General features: G+C 59.9%; 16 protein-coding genes and 1 pseudogene. 10 read left to right on the top strand and 7 right to left on the bottom strand.

The annotated features are described in order from the left end of the window. Positions 1-527: 527 nt before the first annotated feature. The gene (gene nudK / locus ACSBQS_RS18465) at positions 528-1,103 is read right to left on the bottom strand and encodes a GDP-mannose pyrophosphatase NudK (protein ID WP_197750044.1); all 576 of its coding nucleotides are present in this window, start codon (positions 1,101-1,103) and stop codon (positions 528-530) included. Between the two features lie 386 nt (positions 1,104-1,489). Between nudK and narQ the strand changes: the two genes are divergently transcribed. Further along, positions 1,490-3,166: a nitrate/nitrite two-component system sensor histidine kinase NarQ gene (gene narQ / locus ACSBQS_RS18470; RefSeq protein WP_060660384.1), complete on the top strand. Its 1,677-nt coding sequence runs from the start codon at positions 1,490-1,492 to the stop codon at positions 3,164-3,166. A gap of 161 nt (positions 3,167-3,327) precedes the next feature. Further along, positions 3,328-3,960, top strand: coding sequence for a response regulator (locus ACSBQS_RS18475; RefSeq protein ID WP_033643992.1), 633 nt, complete (start codon positions 3,328-3,330; stop codon positions 3,958-3,960). A 31-nt stretch (positions 3,961-3,991) separates the two neighbouring features. On the opposite strand, the gene ACSBQS_RS18480 is transcribed toward ACSBQS_RS18475, so the two are convergent. Next, complete coding sequence (locus ACSBQS_RS18480; protein WP_004941750.1) at positions 3,992-4,270, bottom strand: winged helix-turn-helix domain-containing protein; 279 nt, start codon at positions 4,268-4,270, stop codon at positions 3,992-3,994. Between the two features lie 292 nt (positions 4,271-4,562). Here ACSBQS_RS18480 and acrD point away from each other — a divergent pair, with 292 nt between their 5' ends. Continuing rightward, positions 4,563-7,697 carry a multidrug efflux RND transporter permease AcrD gene (gene acrD, locus ACSBQS_RS18485; protein ID WP_434991267.1) on the top strand — a complete coding sequence of 1,045 codons (3,135 nt, stop codon included), beginning with the start codon at positions 4,563-4,565 and terminating at the stop codon, positions 7,695-7,697. A gap of 124 nt (positions 7,698-7,821) precedes the next feature. Here acrD and ypfM read toward each other — a convergent pair whose 3' ends face one another. Continuing rightward, on the bottom strand, positions 7,822-7,881 hold the full coding sequence (gene ypfM, locus ACSBQS_RS18490) for a protein YpfM (protein WP_100396732.1): 60 nt from the start codon (positions 7,879-7,881) through the stop codon (positions 7,822-7,824). A 216-nt stretch (positions 7,882-8,097) separates the two neighbouring features. On the opposite strand from ypfM, the pseudogene ACSBQS_RS18495 reads away from it, so the two are divergent. The 7 genes and pseudogenes from ACSBQS_RS18495 to ACSBQS_RS18525 all read left to right on the top strand — a co-directional run bounded on the left by ACSBQS_RS18495 (position 8,098) and on the right by ACSBQS_RS18525 (position 12,924). Beyond that, positions 8,098-8,576: pseudogene (locus tag ACSBQS_RS18495) on the top strand (tetratricopeptide repeat protein). Positions 8,577-8,585: 9 nt separating this feature from the next. Beyond that, complete coding sequence (locus ACSBQS_RS18500) at positions 8,586-9,017, top strand: GNAT family N-acetyltransferase (protein ID WP_042785169.1); 432 nt, start codon at positions 8,586-8,588, stop codon at positions 9,015-9,017. 729 nt (positions 9,018-9,746) lie between these two features. Next, the gene (locus ACSBQS_RS18505) at positions 9,747-10,298 is read left to right on the top strand and encodes a LuxR C-terminal-related transcriptional regulator (RefSeq protein WP_434991268.1); all 552 of its coding nucleotides are present in this window, start codon (positions 9,747-9,749) and stop codon (positions 10,296-10,298) included. 256 nt (positions 10,299-10,554) lie between these two features. Beyond that, positions 10,555-10,941, top strand: coding sequence for an ArsC family reductase (locus tag ACSBQS_RS18510; protein WP_197666705.1), 387 nt, complete (start codon positions 10,555-10,557; stop codon positions 10,939-10,941). Beyond that, entirely contained in the window at positions 10,938-12,065 is a 1,128-nt protein-coding gene (gene dapE, locus ACSBQS_RS18515; RefSeq protein ID WP_033651525.1) for a succinyl-diaminopimelate desuccinylase, read from the top strand. Before ACSBQS_RS18510 ends, dapE begins: the two co-directional genes overlap by 4 nt. After that, positions 12,062-12,736 (top strand): M15 family metallopeptidase, encoded by a 675-nt coding sequence (locus ACSBQS_RS18520; protein ID WP_033643999.1) that lies wholly within the window; start codon positions 12,062-12,064, stop codon positions 12,734-12,736. The genes dapE and ACSBQS_RS18520 overlap by 4 nt, the downstream gene beginning before the upstream one ends. Before the next feature lie 2 nt (positions 12,737-12,738). Then, positions 12,739-12,924: a YpfN family protein gene (locus ACSBQS_RS18525; protein ID WP_004941720.1), complete on the top strand. Its 186-nt coding sequence runs from the start codon at positions 12,739-12,741 to the stop codon at positions 12,922-12,924. Positions 12,925-12,952: 28 nt separating this feature from the next. Here ACSBQS_RS18525 and ypfH read toward each other — a convergent pair whose 3' ends face one another. From ypfH to purC, 4 genes are all read right to left on the bottom strand, one after another. Then, complete coding sequence (gene ypfH / locus ACSBQS_RS18530) at positions 12,953-13,642, bottom strand: esterase (protein ID WP_197750041.1); 690 nt, start codon at positions 13,640-13,642, stop codon at positions 12,953-12,955. Between the two features lie 120 nt (positions 13,643-13,762). After that, positions 13,763-15,775, bottom strand: coding sequence for a tRNA(Met) cytidine acetyltransferase TmcA (locus ACSBQS_RS18535; RefSeq protein ID WP_047025634.1), 2,013 nt, complete (start codon positions 15,773-15,775; stop codon positions 13,763-13,765). 56 nt (positions 15,776-15,831) lie between these two features. Then, positions 15,832-16,701, bottom strand: a complete 870-nt coding sequence (ypfJ, locus tag ACSBQS_RS18540; RefSeq protein WP_033644002.1) for a KPN_02809 family neutral zinc metallopeptidase — start codon at positions 16,699-16,701, stop codon at positions 15,832-15,834. A 209-nt stretch (positions 16,702-16,910) separates the two neighbouring features. Further along, positions 16,911-17,624 (bottom strand): phosphoribosylaminoimidazolesuccinocarboxamide synthase, encoded by a 714-nt coding sequence (purC, locus tag ACSBQS_RS18545; protein WP_033644003.1) that lies wholly within the window; start codon positions 17,622-17,624, stop codon positions 16,911-16,913. Positions 17,625-17,770 lie beyond the last annotated feature (146 nt).

Raw genomic sequence — 17,770 nt, forward strand, 5'->3', positions numbered from 1 at the left:
GAGGCCGGTTGCGACAGGCGTCCCTGCCTGTCTCACCTGAAACCGCCGTCCATGGCGGTTTCGCCTAATGCGCTATGCCTGCGTTCGGCGTCTTCAAGGGCGTCCAATACCGTGCTCATCTCCGATTCCTCTTCTCTGCGATAACCTCATAAAGTACGGGTTGCCCGGTAGCTGCCAGCTCGGGTGTTGACCTTTGGCGCGCATCACCGGCTGCCGAGCAAGACAGCGTTGTCAGGGGCAACCGGCCAGGGAAGGCCGGTTGAGGCGAGACTAACAGGGACGTTTGTCGCAGCCGACCCGCCCGACAACGCAGACGCGGCGAGGATATCCGCATAGCGGACAGACGGTGTTAAGCAAAGGCGCGGGTGGAGGGGCCGCGCCATCGGCCCCTCCAATTGCCGTTCATATTGGCCACAGAGAAATGCGGGACATTTACGGCAATTCCCCTGCACAGAACGCCCAGAGGCTGGATAAAAAATGCCACTCAGGCTTAACTGAGCCGCCTTGCTCATCATGACCGGCTTTTTTTATTCCATCACCCGATGAATCTGCAAATACTGCAGTAGCATGATGGTTTTGCCGTCTTTAATCCGGCCATCGGCGATCATCGCCACCGCTTCGCTGAACGGCAGTTCGATCACTTCGATATCTTCATCTTCAATGCCACCGCCGGCCGCGCGCCGCTCATCGTCCTGGTATTCGGCGATAAAGAAGTGCACGATCTCGGTCACGCCGCCCGGCGACATGTAGGCTTCGAAGATTTTCTTCACCTCGCTGACCTGAAAACCGGTCTCCTCCACCGCTTCGCGGCGCGCGCACTGCTCCGGAGAGTCGGCGTCCAGCAAGCCGGCGCAGGCCTCGAGCAGCATGCCGCTCTCGTTGCCGTTGACATAGGTCGGCATGCGGAACTGGTTGGTCAGCACCACCGTGCCCTTGGCGCGGTTATACAGCAAAATGGTGGCGCCGTTGCCGCGATCGTAGACCTCGCGCACCTGTTGCACCGAACCGCCGTTTTTGCGTTTCAGATCGAACGTGTACTTGTGCAGCACATACCAGTTGTCCGACAGCAGCTCTTTCTTCACATTCTCAATTTTCGACGACATAACCCTTTCCCTTGCGTGACAACGTGAAGATCATACCGCGATTAGGCCGCGCCGCGGCAGACGATTTGCAACAAAAATCACACCGCGCCCCGCCGGACAAGCCGGGACTTAACATTGCTTAAAATAATGAAAAATAAGTCGCGCTCAGGCGCATGAGATTGCATAAAACCCAGTGCGATTCGCCCCCCAAAGACAAATCGTCAGAGGAAACCGGCCCGCCGCTGAAAATCGACGGGTGTTTCGCTATTCATTTGATTACACAACCACAATTGTTCCCGTTTTGTTGACAACTTGATACAAATCGCGGTGCATTTTAGTTGCAAAAGTTATAGTTTTGCTTTCGAATGAAACTGGCGACGCGCCCTACCTGAGAGAAGGATCCTTGATTGCTTGTTAAACGTTCCGTGACCGGCAGCCTGGCCAAAGCGCTGTTCGGCATCGTGATACTGTCGGTGCTCGCCACCGGGTTGGCGTTGACCACCGTCGCCGGCAGCCAGAGCGATGCCGAAGCGATCAATATCGCCGGTTCGCTGCGCATGCAAAGCTACCGGTTGGCCTTCGATCTCGACCAGCAGAGCCCAGAGCTGGAGCTGCACCTGCAGCAATACCGGCAGTCATTGCAGGCGCCGGCGCTGCAAAAACTGGCGCGCTTCTACGTACCGGCCGAGGTGCGCAACCATTACCTGGCGCTGCAACAGGCGTGGCAAACGATGGAGCGGCAGATCCGCAACGGGCAGGCGATCGCCTATCGGGCGGAGGTCGCCGGCCATGTCAATCGCGTTGACCATTTCGTGTCCGCCCTGCAGCGCTATTCCGAACTGAAACTGACCCTGGTGGCCGCCGTCAGCGTGCTGGGTTACGCCGCCATCATCGGTCTGGTGCTGTTTTGCATTCGTTTCATGCGCCGCCAGGTGGTCACCCCGCTGCAGCATCTGGTCGACGCCAGCCAGCGCGTGCAACAAGGGGATTTTCGCCACCCGCAGTTGGACGTGACGTTGCCGAACGAGCTCGGCGTGCTGTCGCAAACCTTCAGCGCCATGTCGGACGAACTGGCCCGGCTCTATCAGTCGCTGGAGCTGAAGGTACAGGAAAAAACCCAACGTCTGCAGCAGGCCAATGAAACGCTTGAGGTGCTGTATCGCTGCTCGCAGGCGCTGAGCGTGCGCCAGCTCGATCAGCAGGCGTTCGAAAATGTGCTGCGCATCGTGCGCCAAAGCGAACGGCTGCGCTGCATCCAGCTGAACGTAGCGGACGGCCAGGGCCAGTGGCGGCTGAGCGAAGGGGAAGCGGCGCCGACGCAGGCCTGGAACGCGCTGCCGATCACCCAGGGCGACAAGCCGCTGGGCGAGTTGCGCTGGCAGCCCGAGGCGCACCCGCCGCATCCTCACCTGATGCAGAGCCTGGCCAATATGTTGGGCCGCGGCGTTTACTTCAACCGGGCGCAAAAGCAGCACCAATATCTGCTGTTGATGGAAGAACGTGCGACCATCGCCCGCGAGCTGCACGATTCGCTGGCGCAGACGCTGTCGTTCCTGCGCATCCAGCTGACGCTGCTGCGGCGCAGCGCCGCCGATCCGGCGGCGCAGACCATTATCGACGATTTCGATCGCACGCTGGCCGATGCCTATCGCCAGTTGAGAGAGCTGCTGGCCACCTTCCGCCTCAACATTCAGGAGGCGGATCTGAACGCCGCGCTGGAGCAGCTGTTGCAGCCATTAAAAGCGCTAACCCCCGCGCGGATTCAGTTACACTGTCGGCTGTCTTCGCAGGCGCTCAACGCCCAGCAGCAGGTGCACGCGCTGCAGATCGTGCGCGAGGCGGTGCTCAATGCCGTCAAGCACGCCGGGGCGAACGAGATTACGGTGTGTTGCGAGGTCAACGCCGCAGGCGACAACGTTTTCAGCATTACCGACGACGGTTGCGGCATCGCCAGTCTGGAGGAACCGGAAGGGCATTATGGTTTGACCATCATGAGCGAACGCGCGGCGCGATTGGGAGGAACGCTGCACATTCAGCGCAGAAGCGGCGGCGGCACGGCGGTTTGCCTGACATTCTCGCCCTGACCTTGCGGCTGTTCATTCTGCGTTACGGTTGCCGCCGGGCGGAAGGCCGTCCGGGGAGGTTTACGGCGCTGATTGCCGCTATTTTTGAAGAGACAGTCCCACTGTGAAGCACGCCGCAGGGCGCGTTTGAGTGGCTTTACTTGCTACAGGGAGCATATTTCATGGTGATGAAGCAATACCGAGTCATGATCGTTGACGATCATCCGTTGATGCGGCGCGGCATCAAACAACTGCTGGGACTGGATGCGCGATTTAGCGTGGTGGCGGAGGCCGGCAACGGCAGCGAGGCGGTTGCGCTGGCGCTGCAGCACGCCCCGGACGTGATCTTGTTGGATCTGAACATGAAGGGCATGTCCGGGCTGGACACGCTGCGGGCCCTGCGCGATGAAGGCGTGGACGCGCGCATCATCGTGCTGACGGTCTCCGACGCGCGCAGCGATCTGTATGCGCTGATCGACGCCGGCGCCGACGGCTACCTGCTGAAAGACAGCGAGCCGGAACTGCTGCTGGAGCACATCGGCGCCGCCGCCGAGGGGCAGAACGTGATCAGTGACGCCATGGCCGACTATTTGCTGGCGCGCAGCGAGCAGCGCGATCCCTTTGCCGCCTTGACTGAACGTGAGCTGGATGTCTTGCAAGAGGTGGCGCGCGGCCTGTCCAACAAACAGGTAGCGGCGCAGCTGCATATCTCTGAAGAAACCGTGAAGGTGCACATCCGCAACATACTCCGCAAATTGGACGTGCGTTCTCGCGTGGCGGCGACGGTGATGTACCTGGAGCATAAAAGCCAATGAACGTCAGCCCCGGCCGCTGCGCCGGGGCAGCTTACTCGATGGCGCTGAGCAGCGCCTGATGGTGCTGGTGCACCCAGCTCTTGTTGAACGGCCCCCAGCTTTCCAGCTGATAAAAACCGTCGTTGTTGCGCACGCCCTGCTGCACGAACTGCAGCTCGACGCCCATGCCGGGCAGCGCCTTCAGCACATCCTGCAACGTGCGGCGCGGCCAACCGGTCAGCGCCATCAACCGCGGCACATTGGGCCGCTCACTGTGGCTGATCAGCCAGCACAAATAAAGCCGACGGGCAAATACCGGGTTAATTCCCATGCCAAGCTCCTGCTGTAAGGTGAGTCCTGTTTATTTCCGGTTCCCTGTGCGCGAAAAAGGCGCGCAAGGCCTTCGACAGTCATAAAAATGTCTTAATCGCGTCTCGTTGTCGGCAAACAAGCGCCAACGCCGTTTTACGCTACCGTTATTTACACTATCTCCTTTTTTTCTCCACGCTTTCCTCGGCTTTCCCGAGTACAGTGCAATAGCGCCGGGATCCCTCCCTGCCGCTGAAATGCATAATTCTGATGCGTTTTAAAGATAGAACAAGTCATAACGAGGTTCGCGCTGCATGGCCAATTTTTTTATTGATCGCCCGATTTTCGCCTGGGTGCTGGCAATAATTCTTTGCCTGACCGGAGCGTTGGCGATTTTTTCTTTACCGGTAGAACAATACCCGAATTTGGCGCCGCCGAACGTGCGCATCAGCGCAACTTATCCAGGCGCTTCGGCGCAAACGCTGGAAAACACCGTCACGCAGATCATTGAACAGAATATGACCGGCCTCGACAACATGATGTATATGTCGTCGCAGAGCACCAATACCGGCCAGGCGACCGTCACGCTGACGTTCGAAGCCGGCACCGACCCCAACGAAGCGATGCAGCAGGTGCAAAACCAGCTGCAGGCGGCGATCAAACGTCTGCCGCAGGCGGTGCAGAATCAGGGGGTCACGGTCTCGAAATCCGGCGATACCACGCTGATGATGGTGGCGTTCGTCTCCACCGACAACAGCATGGACAAGCAGGACATCGCCGATTACATCGTCTCCAACCTGCAGGATCCGCTCAGCCGCATCAACGGCGTCGGCAGCATGGACGTCTACGGCTCGCAGTACGCCATGCGCATCTGGCTCGATCCCAACAAGCTCAACAGCTATCAGCTCACGACCCAGGACGTGGTCAAAGCCATTCAGTCGCAGAACGCCCAGGTGGCGGTCGGCCAGTTGGGCGGCACGCCGTCGGTCGATAAACAGGCGCTGAACGCCACCATCAACGCCCAGTCGCAGCTCCAGACGCCGGAGCAGTTCCGCCAGATCACCCTGCGGGTCAATCAGGACGGTTCGCTGGTGACGCTGGGCAACGTCGCCACCGTTGAGTTGGGCGGCGAGAACTACAACTACCTCAGCCGCTACAACGGCATGCAGGCCGCCGGCATGAACATCAAGCTGGCTTCCGGCGCCAACGAACTGCAGACCGACCAGTTGGTGAAGGACAAAATCGCCGAGCTGTCGCAATACTTCCCGCACGGGCTGGAAGCCAAAGTGGCCTATGAAACCACCCCGTTCGTCAAAGCCTCGATCAAGGACGTGGTGAAAACGCTGCTGGAGGCCATCCTGCTGGTGTTCCTGGTCATGTACCTGTTCCTGCAGAACTTCCGCGCTACCCTGATCCCCACCATCGCCGTGCCGGTGGTGCTGATGGGCACTTTCGCCATCCTCTCCGCCTGCGGCTTCAGCATCAACACCCTCACCATGTTCGCCATGGTGCTGGCGATCGGCCTGCTGGTGGACGACGCTATCGTGGTGGTGGAGAACGTCGAGCGCGTGATGAGCGAGGAAGGCTTGCCGCCGCGAGAGGCCACGCGCAAATCCATGGGGCAGATCCAGAGCGCGCTGGTCGGCATCGCTCTTGTGCTGTCGGCGGTGTTCGTGCCGATGGCGTTCTTCGGCGGCACCACCGGGGCCATCTATCGCCAGTTCTCCATCACCATCGTCTCCGCCATGGTGCTGTCGGTGCTGGTGGCGATGATCCTGACCCCGGCCCTGTGCGCGACGCTGCTTAAACCGATCACCAAGGGGCATCATCACGGCAAGCGCGGCTTCTTCGGCTGGTTCAACCGCATGTTCAACCGCAATGCCGATCGCTATGAGCGCGGCGTGGGGCGCATCCTGCACGCCAGCGGCCGCTATATGGTGATTTATCTGCTGCTGCTCGGCGGCATGGCGCTGCTGTTCATCAAGCTGCCGACCTCGTTCCTGCCGCAGGAAGACCGCGGCATCTTCACCGTACAGGTGCAGCTGCCGGCGGGATCGACCCTGCAGCAAACGTCCAAAGTGGTGGAGAAGGTCGAGCAATACTTCCTCACCGAAGAGAAACAGGACGTGTTGTCGGTGTTCGCCATCATCGGCTCCGGGCCGGGGGGCAACGGCCAAAACGTGGCGCGCCTGTTTGTCCGGCTGAAAGACTGGGACCTGCGCGCCTCGGGCGCCAACAGCTCATTCGACATCATCGATCGCGCGACTCAGGCATTCAGCAAGATTAACGAAGCCCGGGTGATCGCCAGCAGTCCGCCGGCGATCACCGGCCTCGGCAACTCCTCCGGCTTCGATATGGAGTTGGAAGACCACGCCGGCCTCGGCCACGCCAAGCTGATGGCGGCGCGCGATCAATTGCTGCAGCTCGCCGGGCAAAATCCGCTGCTGTCGCGCGTGCGCCACAACGGCCTGGACGACAGCCCGCAGTTGCAAATCGATATCGATCAACGCAAGGCTCAGGCGCTGGGCGTGTCGATCGACGACATCAACAGCACGCTCTCTACCGCCTGGGGCTCGACCTACGTCAATGACTTCGTCGATCGCGGCCGGGTGAAAAAAGTCTACGTGCAGGCTGCGGCGCCGTTCCGCATGCTGCCGGATGACATCAACAAATGGTATGTGCGCAACAGCACGGGCGGCATGGTGCCGTTCTCGGCCTTCGCCAGCTCGCACTGGGAGTATGGTTCGCCACGGCTGGAACGCTATAACGGCAGCTCGGCGCTGGAGATCGTCGGCGAAGCGGCCAACGGCGTCAGCACCGGCACCGCCATGGCGGAAATGGAGAAACTGGTCAGCCAGCTGCCGGCCGGCTTCGGTCTGGAATGGACGGCGATGTCCTATCAGGAACGGCTGTCCGGCTCGCAGGCGCCGGCGCTGTACGCCATCTCGCTGCTGGTGGTGTTCCTGTGTCTGGCGGCGTTGTACGAGAGCTGGTCAATTCCGTTCTCGGTGATGCTGGTGGTGCCGCTGGGGGTGATCGGCGCGGTCGCCGCCACCTGGCTGCGCGGCCTGGAGAACGACGTTTATTTCCAGGTCGGCCTGCTGACCATCATTGGGCTGTCGGCGAAAAACGCCATTCTGATCGTCGAGTTCGCCAATGAGCTGAACCAGAAAGGGCAGGATCTGATGTCGGCGACGCTCGACGCGTCGCGCATGCGCCTGCGGCCGATCCTGATGACCTCGCTGGCGTTCATCTTCGGCGTGCTGCCGATGGCCACCAGCAGCGGCGCCGGTTCCGGCAGCCAGCATGCGGTCGGCACCGGGGTGATGGGCGGCATGATCTCCGCCACCCTGCTGGCAATTTTCTTCGTGCCGCTGTTCTTCGTGCTGGTTCGCCGCCGCTTCCCCGGTAAAGCGCATCCTGCCGCCACACCGCCCGCCGAAGAGTGATCGGCGGCGCATAAAAAAAGCAGCGTCGGATGACCGATGCTGCTTTTTCGAACGAATATCTCGTTCCCACGGTGTTTCAGTAATTTTCCAATGACTCAACCTTGCCATCGGCTTCATCGCTGTGTCAGTTGCCCAACATCTCATCAATGAAGTCTTTCCAGTTTCCTAATTCACGATCAACCATAATACTTTACAACCTCAATTATTTGACGAAGCGGATTCTACGCCTGTTTTTTGACCATGTGAAGGGAAACGGGAACGATGCCGGGCCAGGAAACCGGGGTTAGCGCACATTTTCGTATTTATCTGATCAATGTTCAGTGCGGCTATTCCCTTGTGATATCAATTTCTCCACGATAGCGTGTAAAAGGTATAACAATACGCCAATGGAGCGCCGATCATGTCCACCTCTTTGTCTGTCTCACAGTTGAAAGCGCAAGGTCATTATCAGGAAGCCACTGCGCTGGCGTTGCGGCAACTGGCGGCAGAACCGGAAGCGGCGATGCTGCATTTTCAGCTGGCCTGCCTGTACGACGTTCAGGGTTTGGAGCGACAGGCGATTCCCTGCTATCTCGCGGCGTTGGGTCGCGATTTGCCGCCCGTCCAGCGCCGTGAAGCCTGGCTGGGCCTCGGCAGCACTTACCAGCCCTGGGGAAGTACCCGGCTTCGCTGCGCGCTTTCGACGATGGCCTGGCTGAGTTCCCGCAGGCCAACGAGCTGATGCTGTTTCGCGCCATGACGCTGTACAACCTGGGTGAAGGTAAACGGGCCGTGGCCGATCTGTTGTTGTTGCTGGCGGAAACCTCGTCAGACCCCGACATCCGCGGCTATCAGCGCGCCATTCGGCACTATGCCGCCGATCTCAATCATATTGATTAGAGGAAAACGATGGAAATCATCACCGATATGAACCGCCGCGCCATCGACTGGCGGCGGCTGTGTGAATTGCTGCAGGCCGCCGGGCTGGGCGAACGCGATCCGCATACGCTGCAACGCGTTTACCAACACAGCCAGTTTTGCTATTGGGGGTTTATCGGCGATGAGCTGATCGCCACCGCGCATGCCATCAGCGATTTGACTTCGGTCGCTTACCTGGCCGACGTGGCGATCGATCCGCGCTTTCAGGGGCAGGGATTGGGGCGCCGGTTGATGGACCGGGTAATGCAAGATCTGGCGCCGCTCGGCAAGGTTTTCATCTATTCGGTGCCGGAAAAACTGGCTTTCTATGAAAAGTACGGTTTTCACGATTTGACCACCGGCATGGTGTTCGCAGAGGGGGATGCTCTGCGGCGTTTGCAACTGGGGGGCTACGTGCGTTAATCGCGCATTACAACGTTCGGCTGATAAAAATAGGGCGGCAGATGCCCCGCAGAATTGCTGCCGCTGTCAGGATCTTTCACCACGGCCGACGATTGTCGTAGCCGATATATTCATCGTTAACGCGATCCAATCCGTCCGCAAGACAAGACGCTATTTCCGACGTGATCTTATCGGAAATTTCGATCCGGCATTCTTTCATGCCGTTCCCCCGTATAAATCCTCCCCACTTGCACAACGCACGCAGCTTAAAACATCGCATTTTTTTGATTAAAATTTATCTTTGCCATTAATTTGGCGCGCGTCATGAGATTGTCCCAGCACACTCTTTGAACTGCGTTAAAAATAAGCGACACCCCTCGCTAAAAAGCAAGAAATATCTTAATTATTAATTCATTAACATTCCCTTCCTCACAAAAACGATCGATATTAACGATCGAATATTTTATTTTGATAGCCACTTTCTATGTTAATTCCTTTTAATAACCGGAGTATTAATAGAGGGTTTCTATTCTATCCCTCTTTCTTCACTGGGCAGCTCGATTAAAAACCAAATTTACTCTTTATAAATCATGCTAGTATATGAGGCTTTCCTGATTGTCCACCGCAGGATAGCGTTCTTTCCCTGCGGCGCCCAATAAGTTCAATGTGAAATTATTTAGATTGTTTCTTTTTTTATGTTTTAAGATATCAATCCTCACCGGGAAATAGAAATTAAGGGATTATAATAAAATGAAAATTGATATTTTCAGCGCGTGTGCCTATACCGCTATCGGCATCCGGCAGCTCATCAATCAAACCTGGGCGGAGAAACGCGCGCCGGCCGGTTTTAGCCACAAAAGGGTCTGCTTTATCGATGTCACCATCGCCAATTTTGAAGCGCGCTACCGCGATGAATATGCCAACCCCAATACCTACAAAATAGTCATTATCACCGACTGCCTGCATGACATGGTGATTGTCGACAGCAAGACCATTATATTATCAAACCTTATATCATTGAGCCGCTTCAGCCACCTGATCGGCGACTTATATAAGCGCTACAGCCACTATACCGAGCCGCCGCAACTCTCTCAGCGCGAATCGCATTTTCTCTCGGAATGGTCGACGGGAAAATCGCTGGCCGACATCAGCAATGCCATGAATATCAGAAATAAAACCGCCAATCATTACAAGTCGCGAATAATGAAAAAACTCGGCGCCAGCCGGATAAAACCGCTCTTGCATATTACCCGCGTACGGTGTTTGACCGATCGTTTAAACATAAGGATCAATAAAGAGTAGCTCTCTCTCCGCCTGCTCTGCATTGGCGGCAGAACGCTTTCGCCGGCGCCTTTTCACCAGCACGGTCGGCGAAGGCAGCCGTTCAACCACGTTGCCGACCTCTTATCCCTGGCGCGCAATCGCACCTCGCACGCATCGTTGTCTGGATCTCGCCGCCGCTTTACTGGCATTATCTCTGCTATCGCCGGGCGGCTAGCGGGCCAAAGATCGCCCACGCCGCTCAGTATCGACTCGACGAGACAGGTAGCTTTACGCCATGGCAAACAAACCGCAACAGACAACGCTGACGATGTACGGCATCAAAAACTGCGACACCATCAAAAAAGCCCGCCGCTGGCTGGAAGATCAGGGCGTGGCCTATCATTTTCACGACTATCGCGCCGACGGCCTGGACGAGCAGCGGCTGCGCGGTTTCGTCGCGCAACTGGGGTGGGAGCCGCTGCTCAATACCCGCGGCACCACCTGGCGCAAGCTGGATGAAGCGCAGCGCAACGCCTGCGATAACGCCGACGCCGCCATCGCGCTGATGCTGTCGCAGCCGGCGATCATCAAACGCCCATTGCTGGACGCCGGCAACGGGCGTGCCCTGCTCGGTTTCAACGCCGACGCTTACCAGCAATTTATCGCCGAGGTCGCCGCATGACTTGCCCGGTTATCGAACTGGCTCAGCAGCTGATCAAACGCCCTTCCCTCAGCCCAAATGATGAAGGCTGCCAGCAGCTGATGATCGATCGCCTGCAGGCGATCGGTTTCACCGTCGAAGCAATGGACTTCGAAGACACTCAAAACTTCTGGGCCTGGCGCGGCGAAGGGCAAACCCTGGCGTTTGCCGGGCACACCGACGTGGTGCCGACCGGCGATGAAAAGCGCTGGGACAACCCGCCGTTTGAACCGGCGATCCGCGACGGCATGCTATACGGCCGCGGCGCGGCGGACATGAAAGGGTCATTGGCCGCGATGGTGGTGGCGGCGGAACGCTTTGTCGCCGCCAACCCGAATCACCGGGGCCGCCTCGCTTTTCTGATCACTTCGGATGAAGAGGCCAGCGCCACTCACGGCACGGTTAAAGTGGTTGAAGCGCTGATGGCGCGCAACGAACGGCTGGATTACTGCCTGGTCGGCGAGCCGTCCAGCACCGAGCGCGTCGGCGACGTGGTGAAAAATGGCCGTCGCGGCTCGATCACCGCCAACCTGCATATCCACGGCGTACAAGGGCACGTCGCCTATCCGCATCTGGCGGACAATCCGGTGCACCGCGCCATGCCGGCGCTGAATGAACTGGTGGCGATCGAATGGGATCGCGGCAACGAGTTCTTCCCGCCGACCAGCATGCAGATCGCCAACGTGCAGGCCGGCACCGGCAGCAATAACGTGATCCCAGGCGATTTCTACGTACAGTTCAACTTCCGTTTCAGCACCGAACTGACCGACGCGATGATCAAGCAGCGCGTGGAAGAGCTGCTGGAACGCCATCAGTTGAATTACAGCATCGAGTGGCGTCTGTCCGGCCAGCCGTTCCTCACCTCGCGCGGCGCGTTGGTGGATGCGGTGGTCAACGCCGTCGAGCACTATTCTGAATTGACGCCGCAGCTGTTGACCACCGGCGGCACCTCCGACGGCCGCTTCATCGCGCAGATGGGTGCGCAGGTGGTGGAGCTGGGGCCGGTCAACGCCACCATCCACAAGGTCAACGAATGCGTCAACGCCGCGGATCTGCAGCTGCTGAGCCGCATGTATCAACGCATCATGGAGCAATTGATCGCATGATCAACGCAGAAATGCTCACCGGCCGCTCGACCGAGCACCTGGCGCCGCTGAGCGGCAACCATCGGCTGCAGCCGGAAGCCGTCAACGCGTTCCTGGCGATGCAGCAGGCGGCGCGTGCGGCGGGATTCGATCTCCAGCCCGCCAGCACCTTCCGCGATTTTGACCGGCAGTTGGCCATCTGGAATGGCAAATTCTGCGGCCAGCGGCCAGTATTAGATAAGGACAGTCAACCGATCGACGTCGCGCCGCTGTCCGCCGCCGAGCGCTGTGAGGCGATCCTGCGCTGGTCGGCTCTGCCGGGCGCCAGCCGCCACCACTGGGGCAGCGATCTGGACGTGTACGATCCGTCGCTGTTGCCGGAAGGGCAAAAGCTGCAGCTGGAACCGTGGGAATATGAGGAAGGCGGCTACTTTGCTCCCCTTAACCAGTGGCTGACGGCGCATATGGCCGAATTCGGTTTCTACCGCCCCTTCACCGAAGACTGCGGCGGCGTGGCGGTGGAGCCGTGGCATCTGAGCTACCGGCCGCTGGCGCAAGAGGCCGAACACTTGCTGACGCCGGCGCTGTTGCTGGCGGCCTGGCAAGACAAGGAGGTCGCCGGTGCCGAATGGCTCGAACGCCATCTGCCATCGATTTTTTCGCGTTTTATACGCAGTAAAGGAAAGGAGTAGCTATGCAATGGTTAGCTGATTACTGGTGGATTATCCTGCTGGTTCTGGTGGGGATGGTCGTCAGCGGCATCAAGGAACTGCGCCGCGTTGACGTCAAAAGCTATCTGGCCAACAAGCCGGAGATACCGCCGCACCGCGACAACAACGCCCAGTGGGATGACGAAGACGACTGGCCGAAGAAGAAGTGATATCAGGGCGCTCAGGCGCCCTGAATTTTTAGCGGGAGGCGATCAGCTCGCCGCGCTTGCCGGACAAGGCTTCGTCCCAGTAGCGCTGCGGCACATAGTAATGCAACCTTTCCAGCGCGGCGTTCATCATGCCCTGGTTGATCGCATGCCCAACGTCCTGTTCCACGTCCAGCGTGAAATCGGCGCCGTTGGTCCGCAACGCCTCCGCCGCCGCGTGAGCGTGCTGCACCGCGATCACCGCGTCCTCTTCACCGTGGATCAAATGTACCACGCTGTCGCCGAACGCCTGCTCAGGCAACTGGGCGAAACGCCCGCTGAACGCGACCACTCGCCCGGCGAGGCGGGTTTCCGCCTTCAACGCCTCCAGCGCCATGATCGCTCCCTGCGAGAACCCCACCAGGGCAGTGCCGGCATAGCCAACGCCGCTCAGCTGCTGCCAATGGCGCACCACGGCCACAAACTGCGGCATTACGTCTGCGATGCGGGCCACGCGGTTCTCTTCGGTCACGTCCTGCACCGAAAACCACTGGCGGCCGGCGCCGTTGCCAAACGCTGCGGGGCCACCGATGCTTACCACCTGCGCCTGGGGAAACTCTTTGGCGAAGTAACTGCCGATCTCCCCCATCGCCACCGGGTTGTCGCCGACACCGTGAAACAGCAAGATCAGCTGCGCCGCCGGGGTCGCCGGGCTTTGGACAACGAAATGCTCATGTTTCATCGATGACTCCTTAATAGTAACCAAACCTGACGCAGCGACTGTCGTCGCCGCACCGCTGACAGCCACTATACGCCGCTGAGAAATCGGGAAAATCGGGTTTTATTGAGCAAGTTCTTCAATTTATTGCAATGACTGCGCCCAGTCGCGCCAGTAGCGGCAGTGCTGCGCATTCAGCTGTTCCAGCGCCTGCGCCGTTTCATGCCGCCAATGGCGCAGCAAGGCTTTCTGGCCGCTGACGCCCGCCCGCTCTGCGCACTCCGCGGGAGAGTGCCGCCGCTGCAGATGGCCGCGCAGTGCGGGCAGCGGCAGACTGCTGGCCAACAGTAACCGCTGCAACGCCCCCAGGCTGGCCTCCAGCGGCCGATGGGCAAAAGCGAACCCGGCCAGCTCGCGCCAGTCCTCTTCGCCGAGCGACGTATCGCCGTCGTCGCCCGGGATCGCCAGCGTAAGCGCGATACGCTGCCGCAGCCAGGGCCAGTCGCGCGCCAGATGCTTGTGTGCCGCGTGCCGCAGCGCCTCTCCTTGCTCGCTCAGGGGCAAGATCGCCATCGCGGTATAGCAGCCGCTGCTGGCCTCCGGCTTGCTGCCGATGCGCACCAGCTCGAAACCGCAGGATTGCCAAAAGCGCCACAGCGGCTCGGTATAGCCGAAGCTGACCGACAGGAAGTCCAGCCCCTGCGCCTGGCGGCGTTGCCGCTCGATCAATTGGCGCGCGATACCCCGCCGCCGCAATGCCGGCAGCGTCGCGATGCGGGTAATGCGCCGAGACCGCAGCGTCGGCGCCCACCACTGGCCGCCATGCGCCGCCAACGATTGCGCCACCAGATTGCCGCGCGGCCGACGGCGGCCGGCCCACACGTCGTGCGCCAACTCGGCGCTCAATCCGCCTTCTTCCACCAGCCACACGGCGCCCACCACCTCCAAACCGGCCTGCGCCAGCCCGAAATGCATGCCGGGCGCATCCATCAGCCGGCGTAAATCCAGCGGTGAGGTGCGGTAATGCGCGCTGCTCAGCAGGGCGTAGAAACGCGCCAGCCGCTGCGGATCGGCGCACAGCTCGCCTTGTTCCGCCTGGCTGTAATCGATCGCCTGGCCATCCGCCGGCCAGGCGGGCAGCTCGTTGAACAACAGCGCATTGTCCGTTATCCGTTCCAGCGCATCCCCCTGCGCCCAACGCATCGGCTGCTGCAGGCTCAGCGCCTGATAGGCCGGCAGCCCGGCGCAAAACTTCAGCAGAAAACCGCGGCCGGTGCCTTCATAGCCCTGCACCGTGGTGGTCAGCAACACGCGCGGGAAATAGCCGATCAACTGCTGCAACAGCGGCGCGGGGATCGCCGCCGCCTCATCCACCAGCAGCCACCCCACGGCGCTGACGTCGCCTTCCCGGCACTGTGCCAACAAGGCATCGGGCGCCCAAAACTGCGCGCGCCCCTGCGCCCATTCTCCGGCCACCGCCGTGGCGGCGCGGCTCGGCCCGGTGATCCAGCAGATCAGCGGCGACTGCGCCACCAGCATGCCCGCCAGCGTCGATTTGCCGCGGCCGCGAGCGGCGGTCAGCACCCACACGCCGGACTCGGCCTGCAGCAGCGCCGTCAAGATCGCCTGTTGTTCCTCGGTCGGCCGGCCATCCGGCGGCTGCCACCCTTCACGCGCCGGCAGCGCGGCCAGCGTCAGGGGCTCATCCTGCCGCCAGATCGTCACTTCGCTGTCGTCGGTCAGATGCTGCTGCAGATGGCGGATGAAATGCGGGGTGGTGATCGGCTGCGGGCAATCGCTCCAGCGCAGGCTGTCGCCGTCCGGCAACTGAGCCCATTGCCGCCAGGGCGGCGTCAACAACAGCAGCCAGCTGCCGGCGCGCAGGGCGCCGCACAGCGCCGCCAACGCCTCTACGTCCAGCGAATGACCGGCATCGAACACTGCATGCAGCCGCTCCTGCCCCAGCAATTGACGCACCGCGCCGCTCGCCAACGCCGCCTGACCGGGCGGCGGATTCTCCCCGACCCAAGGCCAGTCGCCGGGCAACGTCGCCGCCAGCCGCTGCGCCTGTTCGCGGCACCACTCGGGTTCGCCGCTGAGCACCAGCAGGCGCCGGATGCCCTGCCGCCGCATGAGTTGTTGCGCTGCCTGTAGCATAAGGCTGTATCTCAATTCGAAAAAAATGCCGGAGTCAGGCTCCGGCACGTGAGGTGTTAACGGGATGCGAAGGTGTTGCAGGTATTGGGATCGCCGCTGTCGAAGCCCTGTTTAAACCAGGTGTAGCGCTGCTGCGAAGTGCCGTGGGTAAAGCTGTCCGGCACGACGCGGCCCTGGCTCTGTTGCTGCAACCGATCGTCGCCAATCGCCTGTGCGGCATTCAGCGCCGCCTGCAGGTCGCCCTCTTCCAGCATCTGCTGCTTCTCGGCGTATTTGCCCCATACGCCGGCAAAGCAGTCCGCCTGCAGCTCCATTTTCACCGACAGGCGGTTCACTTCCGCCTGGCTGGCGCCCTGCTGCATCTGGCGTACTTTCGGCTCGATGCCCAGCAGGTTCTGCACATGGTGGCCGACTTCGTGCGCCACCACATAGGCCTGAGCGAAATCACCGCCGGCGCCCAGCTTGGTCTTCATGTCCTGATAGAAAGACAGATCGATATACACCGTTCTGTCGCCCGGGCAGTAGAACGGCCCCATCGCCGCCTGACCGGTGCCGCAGCTGGTGCGCGTCACGCCGCGATACATCACCAGCTTCGGCGGTTGGTAGGTTTTGCCCATGCGCTGGAAAATCTCTTTCCAGTTATCTTCGGTCGAGGCCAGCACCACCGAAGTGAATTTGGCCAGCTCATCGTCTTTCGGACTGATGCTGGCGCTCTGTTGTTGACCCTGAGGAGCGACATTACCGCCGTTCAACAGCGGCGACAGATCGATGCCGTAATAGCCGGCCACCAGCACCACCACCAGAATGACGATGCCGCCCTTGCCGCGCACCGGCACGCGGAAACCGCCGCCACCGCCGCCCAAACCTGAAGACTGCCCGCGACGATCCTCAACATTGTCACTTTCCCGACGCCCTTGCCAACGCATAAATACACTCCAGATATTTCCCCTGCTCGTTGAAGATGCCGCGCGTTGGTAAGCGCAAAGGCAGCTTCAAGCCTGAGTGGGATAGGTTTTAGTCATCTCACATCCATCATTATAAATGGTCTGCTGCGGAGGAAATGTAGAAATTTTCTGGAAAAATGCAGAACAGCGGGACGATCCGGCCGGATCGTCCCGAATGGCGGTGCCAACGCTTAGTCGAGCTTCACGCCGATGCGGCGCGCCACTTCTTCGTAGGCTTCGATCAGGCCGCCCAGGCTTTGACGGAAGCGGTCTTTGTCCATCTTGTCCAGGGTGTTTTTGTCCCACAGACGGCTGCCGTCCGGCGAGAATTCATCGCCCAGCACCACTTCGCCGTTGAACAGGCCGAATTCCAGCTTGAAATCGACCAGGATCAGGCCGGCGTCGTCGAACAGCTTGGTCAATACTTCGTTGGCGCGGTAGCTCAGCTCACGCATGCGCGCCAGATGCTCTTTGCTCACCCAGCCGAAGGTTTCGCAGTAGGATTCGTTGACCATCGGATCGTGCATGGCGTCGTTTTTCAGGAACAGATCGAACAGCGGCGGGTTCAACACCAGACCTTCTTCGATGCCCAGACGCTTCACCAGCGAACCGGCGGCGCGGTTGCGGATCACGCATTCCACCGGCACCATGTCCAGCTTCTTCACCAGCACTTCGTTGTCGGACAGCAGACGCTCCATCTGGGTCGGGATGCCGGCTTCTTCCAGTTTGCTCATGATGAAATGGTTGAACTTGTTGTTCACCATGCCTTTGCGATCGAACTGCTCAATGCGCTGACCATCCAGTGCTGACGTATCGTTGCGGAACTCCAACACCAACAGATCGGGATTCTCGGTGGTGTAAACGGTTTTTGCCTTTCCGCGATACAGCTCAGCTAGCTTTTGCATCTTACTTACTCCAGTGATGTATCCCCGTTGTCTCCCGAGCGCGGCCCGAAATTAGGGGGTATAGAATTGACCTAATGAATTCTTTGGCGTGCCGGGCACTATTGTGCCAAACCTGCGACGCAAACGATACCGTATAGACAAAACAA

The sequence above is a fragment of the Serratia sp. H402Y genome (genome assembly GCF_051172415.1).
GTDB lineage: Bacteria > Pseudomonadota > Gammaproteobacteria > Enterobacterales > Enterobacteriaceae > Serratia > Serratia ureilytica.

Bases quoted from the DNA above. Each gene is read 5' to 3' on its own strand.
- nudK (WP_197750044.1), bottom strand. From the start codon at position 1,103: ATGTCGTCGAAAATTGAGAATGTGAAGAAAGAGCTGCTGTCGGACAAC.
- ACSBQS_RS18475 (WP_033643992.1), top strand. From the start codon at position 3,328: ATGGTGATGAAGCAATACCGAGTCATGATCGTTGACGATCATCCGTTG.
- ACSBQS_RS18480 (WP_004941750.1), bottom strand. From the start codon at position 4,270: ATGGGAATTAACCCGGTATTTGCCCGTCGGCTTTATTTGTGCTGGCTG.
- acrD (WP_434991267.1), top strand. From the start codon at position 4,563: ATGGCCAATTTTTTTATTGATCGCCCGATTTTCGCCTGGGTGCTGGCA.
- ACSBQS_RS18500 (WP_042785169.1), top strand. From the start codon at position 8,586: ATGGAAATCATCACCGATATGAACCGCCGCGCCATCGACTGGCGGCGG.
- ACSBQS_RS18505 (WP_434991268.1), top strand. From the start codon at position 9,747: ATGAAAATTGATATTTTCAGCGCGTGTGCCTATACCGCTATCGGCATC.
- ACSBQS_RS18510 (WP_197666705.1), top strand. From the start codon at position 10,555: ATGGCAAACAAACCGCAACAGACAACGCTGACGATGTACGGCATCAAA.
- dapE (WP_033651525.1), top strand. From the start codon at position 10,938: ATGACTTGCCCGGTTATCGAACTGGCTCAGCAGCTGATCAAACGCCCT.
- ACSBQS_RS18520 (WP_033643999.1), top strand. From the start codon at position 12,062: ATGATCAACGCAGAAATGCTCACCGGCCGCTCGACCGAGCACCTGGCG.
- ACSBQS_RS18525 (WP_004941720.1), top strand. From the start codon at position 12,739: ATGCAATGGTTAGCTGATTACTGGTGGATTATCCTGCTGGTTCTGGTG.
- ypfH (WP_197750041.1), bottom strand. From the start codon at position 13,642: ATGAAACATGAGCATTTCGTTGTCCAAAGCCCGGCGACCCCGGCGGCG.
- ACSBQS_RS18535 (WP_047025634.1), bottom strand. From the start codon at position 15,775: ATGCTACAGGCAGCGCAACAACTCATGCGGCGGCAGGGCATCCGGCGC.
- ypfJ (WP_033644002.1), bottom strand. From the start codon at position 16,701: ATGCGTTGGCAAGGGCGTCGGGAAAGTGACAATGTTGAGGATCGTCGC.
- purC (WP_033644003.1), bottom strand. From the start codon at position 17,624: ATGCAAAAGCTAGCTGAGCTGTATCGCGGAAAGGCAAAAACCGTTTAC.